At 67.8% G+C, this 6003-nt stretch carries 6 protein-coding genes and 1 pseudogene; 1 reads left to right on the top strand and 6 read right to left on the bottom strand.

Annotation, left to right across the window (positions count from 1 at the left end):
• The 5 genes and pseudogenes from A5697_RS12645 to A5697_RS12625 all read right to left on the bottom strand — a co-directional run.
• Window positions 1–108: pseudogene (locus tag A5697_RS12645) on the bottom strand (50S ribosomal protein L23); the annotation flags it as partial.
• The gene (rplD, locus tag A5697_RS12640) at window positions 109–774 is read right to left on the bottom strand and encodes a 50S ribosomal protein L4 (protein ID WP_067948210.1); all 666 of its coding nucleotides are present in this window, start codon (window positions 772–774) and stop codon (window positions 109–111) included. It lies immediately after the preceding pseudogene.
• Complete coding sequence (rplC, locus tag A5697_RS12635) at window positions 774–1427, bottom strand: 50S ribosomal protein L3 (RefSeq protein ID WP_067211851.1); 654 nt, start codon at window positions 1425–1427, stop codon at window positions 774–776. Before rplC ends, rplD begins: the two co-directional genes overlap by 1 nt.
• Before the next feature lie 15 nt (window positions 1428–1442).
• Complete coding sequence (gene rpsJ / locus A5697_RS12630) at window positions 1443–1748, bottom strand: 30S ribosomal protein S10 (protein ID WP_003873519.1); 306 nt, start codon at window positions 1746–1748, stop codon at window positions 1443–1445.
• 385 nt (window positions 1749–2133) lie between these two features.
• A complete protein-coding gene (locus A5697_RS12625; RefSeq protein WP_067948212.1) occupies window positions 2134–2787 on the bottom strand; it encodes a TetR/AcrR family transcriptional regulator in 654 nt (217 codons plus the stop codon).
• A gap of 190 nt (window positions 2788–2977) precedes the next feature.
• Here A5697_RS12625 and A5697_RS12620 point away from each other — a divergent pair, with 190 nt between their 5' ends.
• The gene (locus tag A5697_RS12620; protein ID WP_369806111.1) at window positions 2978–4477 is read left to right on the top strand and encodes an MFS transporter; all 1500 of its coding nucleotides are present in this window, start codon (window positions 2978–2980) and stop codon (window positions 4475–4477) included.
• Between the two features lie 428 nt (window positions 4478–4905).
• Here the strand turns inward: A5697_RS12620 and mftG are convergent.
• The coding region (mftG, locus tag A5697_RS12615) for a mycofactocin system GMC family oxidoreductase MftG (RefSeq protein ID WP_068010706.1) at window positions 4906–6003 on the bottom strand (1098 nt) is incomplete at its 5' end.

The following is a 6003-nucleotide window of genomic DNA, read 5'->3' as shown; positions in this document are numbered from 1 at the left end:
ATCGGGGTGCACCACAAAGGTGTACACGTTCTCATCCAGGAGGCCGTAGGACTTTTCCGAGATGACCGGGGCCAGGATGATGTCGCGGGGGTCGGTGATGGTCGCCATCTACGCCGTTACCTCCTCGGTGCTAGCGGTGCCGGCGCCCGCCTGGGCACTGATGTAGGCGTTGAGCGCCTCAACGCTGAACACCACGTCGTCGGAGCGCAGCACGTCATAGGTGTTGAGCTGGTCGGGCGTCAGGATGTGCACACCGGGCAGGTTGCGCACGCTCTTGGCGCCGGCCTCGTCGCTGCGGCCGATCACGATCAGCACCTTCTTGCGGTCGGTCAGCGTGCCCAGGAACGCCCTGGCGTTCTTGGTCGACGGCGTCTGGCCCGACACCAGCTCGGTGACCGCATGAATGCGGCCGTTGCGCGCCCGGTCCGACAACGCGCCGCGCAACGCGGCGACGATCATCTTCTTGGGGGTGCGCTGGGCGTAGTCGCGCGGCTTGGGACCGTGCACGACGCCACCACCGGTGAACTGCGGGGCCCGCGTCGAACCCTGACGGGCACGACCGGTTCCCTTCTGCCGGTACGGCTTACGTCCACCGCCGCTGACTTCGCCGCGGGTCTTGGTCGAGTGCGTGCCCTGGCGCGCCGCCGCCCGCTGCGCGGTGACCACCTGGTGCATCAGCGCGATGTTGGCCGGGGCGTCGAACAACTCGGCCGGCAGTTCGACGGAGCCGTCGACCTTGCCGTCGGGCGTCTTGACGTCGATCTTGAGAGCCATTACTTCTCACCTCGTTTGATCGCGCTGCGGACCACCACGAGCCCACCGGTACGGCCGGGGACCGCACCCTTGATCAGCAGCACGCCGTTCTCGGCATCAACCTTGTGCACCACCAGGTTCTGCACGGTCACCCGGTCGTTACCCATCCGGCCGGCCATCCGGGTGCCCTTGAAGACGCGCGCGGGGGTGGCGCAGCCGCCGATGGAACCGGGACGGCGGTGCACCGCCTGCGCACCGTGGCTGGCGCCCTGGCCGCGAAAGCCGTGGCGCTTCATGGTGCCGGCGAAGCCCTTGCCCTTGGAGGTACCGGTCACGTCGACATAGGCGCCGTCGGCGAAGATCTCCGCCGTCAGCTCCTGGCCGACTTCGTATTCGCTGGTCGCGGCCTCGTCGTCCAGCCGCAATTCGGCCAGGTGCCGACGCGGGTTCACGCCCGCGGCGCTGTACTGACCGGTCACCGGCTTGTTCACCTTGCGGGGGCTGATCTCGCCGTACGCCAGCTGGACGGCGCTGTAGCCGTCGCGCTCGGGTGTGCGGATGCGGGTGACCACGTTGGGCCCCGCTTTGACGACCGTCACCGGGACGACCCGGTTGTTCTCGTCGAACACCTGCGTCATGCCCAGCTTGGTACCCAGAATGCCTTTTCTTGCCATGAGTTCACCAAGCCCCTACTGGATGTTGACGTCGACACTCGCCGGAAGGTCGATGCGCATCAGCGCGTCGACCGTCTTCGGCGTCGGGTCGAGGATGTCGATCAACCGCTTGTGAGTACGCATCTCGAAGTGCTCCCGCGAGTCCTTGTACTTATGCGGAGAGCGGATGACGCAATACACGTTCTTCTCAGTCGGCAGCGGCACCGGACCTACGACACTGGCACCCGTGCGGACGACGGTCTCGACGATTTTGCGCGCCGATGCGTCGATGGCCTCATGGTCGTAGGCCTTGAGCCTGATGCGGATCTTTTGTCCCGCCACGCTTCTCCTACCCTCACTCCAACTTACAAAAATCCGTGTCCGGACCTGGTGCTCCCAGCGCGCTCATCGAGCCCGGGCCAACCCTGGGCCGATCGAGCGTCGCGCCGGATACTGCGCCGCTGTTTACCTGTCGTGGTCCACCGGCCCCCGCGGTCGGGTGTGTCACCCTCACGCAGCCTGGACCGCGGCAAAATTTGTCGCGCTCCAAGGATGGGACCGGACGCGCCCGTTTGGGCGCTGGTCGTATGCCCGACCAGGCGCAAACCCGGCCCAAGGCAACCTGAACAGTATGCCCTAGATCATGGGTTTGGCCAAATCCCGGCCGAACGCCACGGGCGCGGCCCCGCCCGGCGGTCAACCCGCTGGTCAGCGGCCGTCGCCGGCCTCAGGCACCCGCCGATTCGACGCTCGCCGCGCCGGCCCGGCTGTGTGCGCGCTGTACATAGAGGAAACCGTCGACCGCCGCGAGCGCGCACTCGCGGTAATCGAAGTCGGGAAGGGTGGAAAGGCGCCCCAGCACCAGCGGGCCGATGAGCAGTGCGATGGCCCGGGAGCGGTCCACCTCGCCGAGCTCGGCGGCCTCCGGGCTGTCGAAGATGGCGTCGAACGGCGCGGCGTACTGCTGGGCGATGCGTTCACGCAGCGTCGTGATGGCCGTGCTGTTTACGGCGCAGTCGCGGGGTTCCGGCATCTCGTCCAGGTCCCGACCCATGGACAACCACGACATGGCCGTCATCAGCGCCGGCGCCTGCGCCACCGACTCGGCCTGCGCCAGCACCACCGCCACCAGGCGGTCGCGCAGCGAACCCTCGGCCGGCGGCGTGGGCGAGGGCGGGATGAGGCTGTTGAAAGCCGCTGCCAGCAAATCGTTTCCGCTGGGGAAGTGGCGATACAACGTGGCTCTGGCCACATTGGCCGTGCGGGTGACCGCGTCGACGGTCACCGCGCTGGGACCACCGGAACTCAGCAGCGTGGCGGCGGCCTCGAGTAAACGCGCCCGCGAGCGCGCCGGGCGGGGGTCGCTGGTGCTGCCAGTGATGTGACCCACCTCCCTGTTTGGGAACGAGACTATCGGTCTACCTACAAGACTATCGGTCTCGAAACTTCCCAACGCCACCGTGAGGAGGCGCAGCATGGTCGAAACCCTGGTCCGGCCTGACCAGCGTACTGATGCAGTCAGCATCGGCAATAGTCCCCGAGCGCGAAACTGGACGCTGGCGGTCGCCTGCATGGGAGTCGCCCTCGTTGTCGCGTCGATGACGGCGCTGAACACCGCGCTGGGAGACCTCGCGGTGGCCACCTCGGCCACCCAGTCGCAGCTGAACTGGATCGTCGATGGGTACACCGTGGCCCTGGCGTGCCTGCTGTTGCCCGCGGGCGCGATCGGCGACCGCTACGGCAGGCGCGGCGCCCTGCTGATCGGCTTGGTGGTCTTCTCGGTCGGCTCGATGGCCCCGGCGATGCTGCACAGCCCGGCGCAGATCATCGCCGGCCGTGCGGTGGCCGGAATCGGCGCCGCCTTCGTGATGCCGGCGACGTTGTCGCTGCTGAGCGTGGCCTATCCAAAAGCCGAGCGCACCAAGGCGGTCGGGATCTGGGCGGGCACCGCCGGATCCGGCGGCGTGCTGGGCATGATCGGTTCCGGCGTGCTGCTTCGCTTTTGGGACTGGCACGCGATCTTCTGGTCGCTGGGCGTCGCCGGTCTGGTGATCTTCGCGCTGGCGTGCACCGTCGCCTCGTCGCGCGACAGCGGCGCCCCCCGGATCGATGGGCTGGGCGCGATCCTGGTCGGTGCCGCGGTGGCGATCGCCGTGGCGGCGATCCTGGAGGCGCCGACCCACGGATGGAGCAACCCCCTGGTCTGGGGCGGGCTCGTCGCGGGGGCGGTGCTCGCGGCGGGGTTCGGTGCCGTCGAGCTGCGCCTCGCCCGGCGCGACAGGCAACCGCTGCTCGACGTCCGGTTGTTCGCCGACCCGAATTTCGCCACCGGTGTCGCCGCGATCGTCATCCTGTTCGGCGCCACGTTCGGTTTCTTCTACATCGGCATGCAATACGTGCAACAGATCATGGGCTACTCGGCCCTGACGACGGCGATCTCCTTCGGCCCGTTCATGGTGCCGCTCGGCATTTTCTCGGCGCTATCGTTCTGGTACGTGCCCAAGCTGGGCCTGCGGCTCGTGCTGTTCATCGGCACCCTGCTGATGGCGGTCGGGTTCGCGTGCATGTACCGGTTGAACCTGCACTCTTCATATCTGGAATTCGCCTGGCCCACACTGATATTGGCAACCGGCATCGGAATCTGCACGGCGCCGACGACGTCGGCAATCATGGGGGCGGTGCCCGACGAGAAGCAGGGTGTCGCCTCCGCGGTGAACGACACGTCCCGGGAAATGGGCGGCGCGTTGGGAATCGCGGTGGCCGGTTCGATTCTGGCCGGCCGCTATTCGCACGAGCTCGCCCCGAAGTTGGCGGGCTTTCCCGAGCCGGTCCGGGGGCCGGCCACCGATTCGCTGGCCAAAGCCGTCGAGGTGGCGGGCCGGATGGGACCCCAGGGCCGCCAGCTGGCGGACATCAGCAAGGTTGCGTTCCTGGCGGCCTTGCACGCATCGACGATCACGATGGCCGTGATCGTCGCCGCCGCCGCGCTGCTGATCGCGGTTTGGGCGCCCAGCCGCGACGGCCGGCAGCTTCGGCCGGTGCGCGGGATGCTGTCCAGCCGCCGTCGCTGAACCGGCCCTTTCGTCCAATGCTGTTGTCCAACAGCGGGTTCAATGCTTGAAAACGTCTGCCGGTTCTGGTATCACCAAATATATATCGACAGTTACAGATCATCTCTGCGAGGCGAGGTGGATGTGGTGTTGATGGGTGTTACCAGCGTGGTCGAGCCGGTATGCCCGGCGCGGCAGCGTTCGCCTCCGGCCTGCCGACGGGTTTCACGCAACGGCGAAGGGAGGTAACGGACAAAAGACAAGCACGGGCAATCGAACAATGGAACGGCGACCGTGCAGTCCACGCATATTGCGACGCATTGTCGCGCGACGTATCAATTGCGCGCGCACCGCCACTTGCCGTGGCCATCTACGTGGACCGCATGAACATTCGCCGCTCGCGGGGCGGGCCTCATGCCTCACCGTTGAGGCCCGCCCCCACGCACGCATCACCGAACGAATTCGGCGGCCCGATGACCGATCATGACGATGGTGGCGTGCGGCCCCCGGCTGGTGATCGCGGGCAGGACCGAGCCGTCGATCACCCACAAGTTGTCGATGCCGTGCACCCGGCAGCGATGGTCTACGACCGCCCGTGGGTCGGTATCGGCGCCCATCGGCGCCGTGCCGCAGAGGTGTTGCGACGTGGACCATACGGGCTCGCCGACATGTGTTGCGGTACGCGCCAATTCGCGGGCCAATTCGGCGCCTTGGCGTAGCGCCGCGACGTCCTCGGGCTCGCTGTCGTAACGATGCTCGATTAAGGGCGCCGCCTCGGGATCCGCCGACGCGAGCGTGATACGCCCGCGTGCGCGTGGCCGCATGAGCGCCACCCCGATGTGCGGCCAGTCGGCATGACCGGCGGTGCCGTCCCCGGTCATCGCGACGAACCCGCCTGTGTAGGGCCTGATCTCGAGACCATCGGCGGTGTTCAGCACGACTTCCAGCACCGGCCGGCCGGGAGCCACCGTCCAGTCGGTGGGCAGCACCCATTCGGGGTGGTCGCTGAACGACGTGCCCACCGGCAGCGGGTTTACCGCCGGTACGCCGACGGCCCGCAGCCCCTCCTCGGCTCCGATGCCGGAGAGCATCAGCAGCTGCGCCGTTTGGATGGCCCCGGCGCACAACACGATCCGGTCTGCGGTCAGCGTCACCCGGCCGTGCGGGCCGACGGCGTCGACACCCGTGGCGGTGGTGCCGGTGAAGCGCAACCGCGCGACGCGCGTCCGGGAGTGCAAGGTCAGGTTCGGCCGGCCCAGTGCCGGCAACAGGAAGCCCGCGCCGGATCCGGTACGCACACCGTCGACGATGTTCAGCGGGACGGCACCCGTCCCCGAAACCGGTTCCGGCCCACAGTCGTTAAGATCTTCGATCCAGCCGAAACCGGCGCGCTGCGCGGCGGTGATGAAACGTTCGGTGGTTCCCGCCATTTCGTGGGTGCGACGGACCCGGATCGGACCGCTGTCGCCGTGGGCCGGCCCACTGAAGTCCAGGTCGGTCTCGATGGCGCGGAAGCTCTCGAGGACGTCGGACCAGGCCCAGCCGGG

The sequence above is a fragment of the Mycobacterium sp. E3251 genome (assembly GCF_001666835.1).
Classification (GTDB): domain Bacteria; phylum Actinomycetota; class Actinomycetes; order Mycobacteriales; family Mycobacteriaceae; genus Mycobacterium.
The sequence above is the reverse complement of the archived record's forward strand: the minus strand, read 5'-3'. Positions and strand labels throughout refer to the sequence as shown.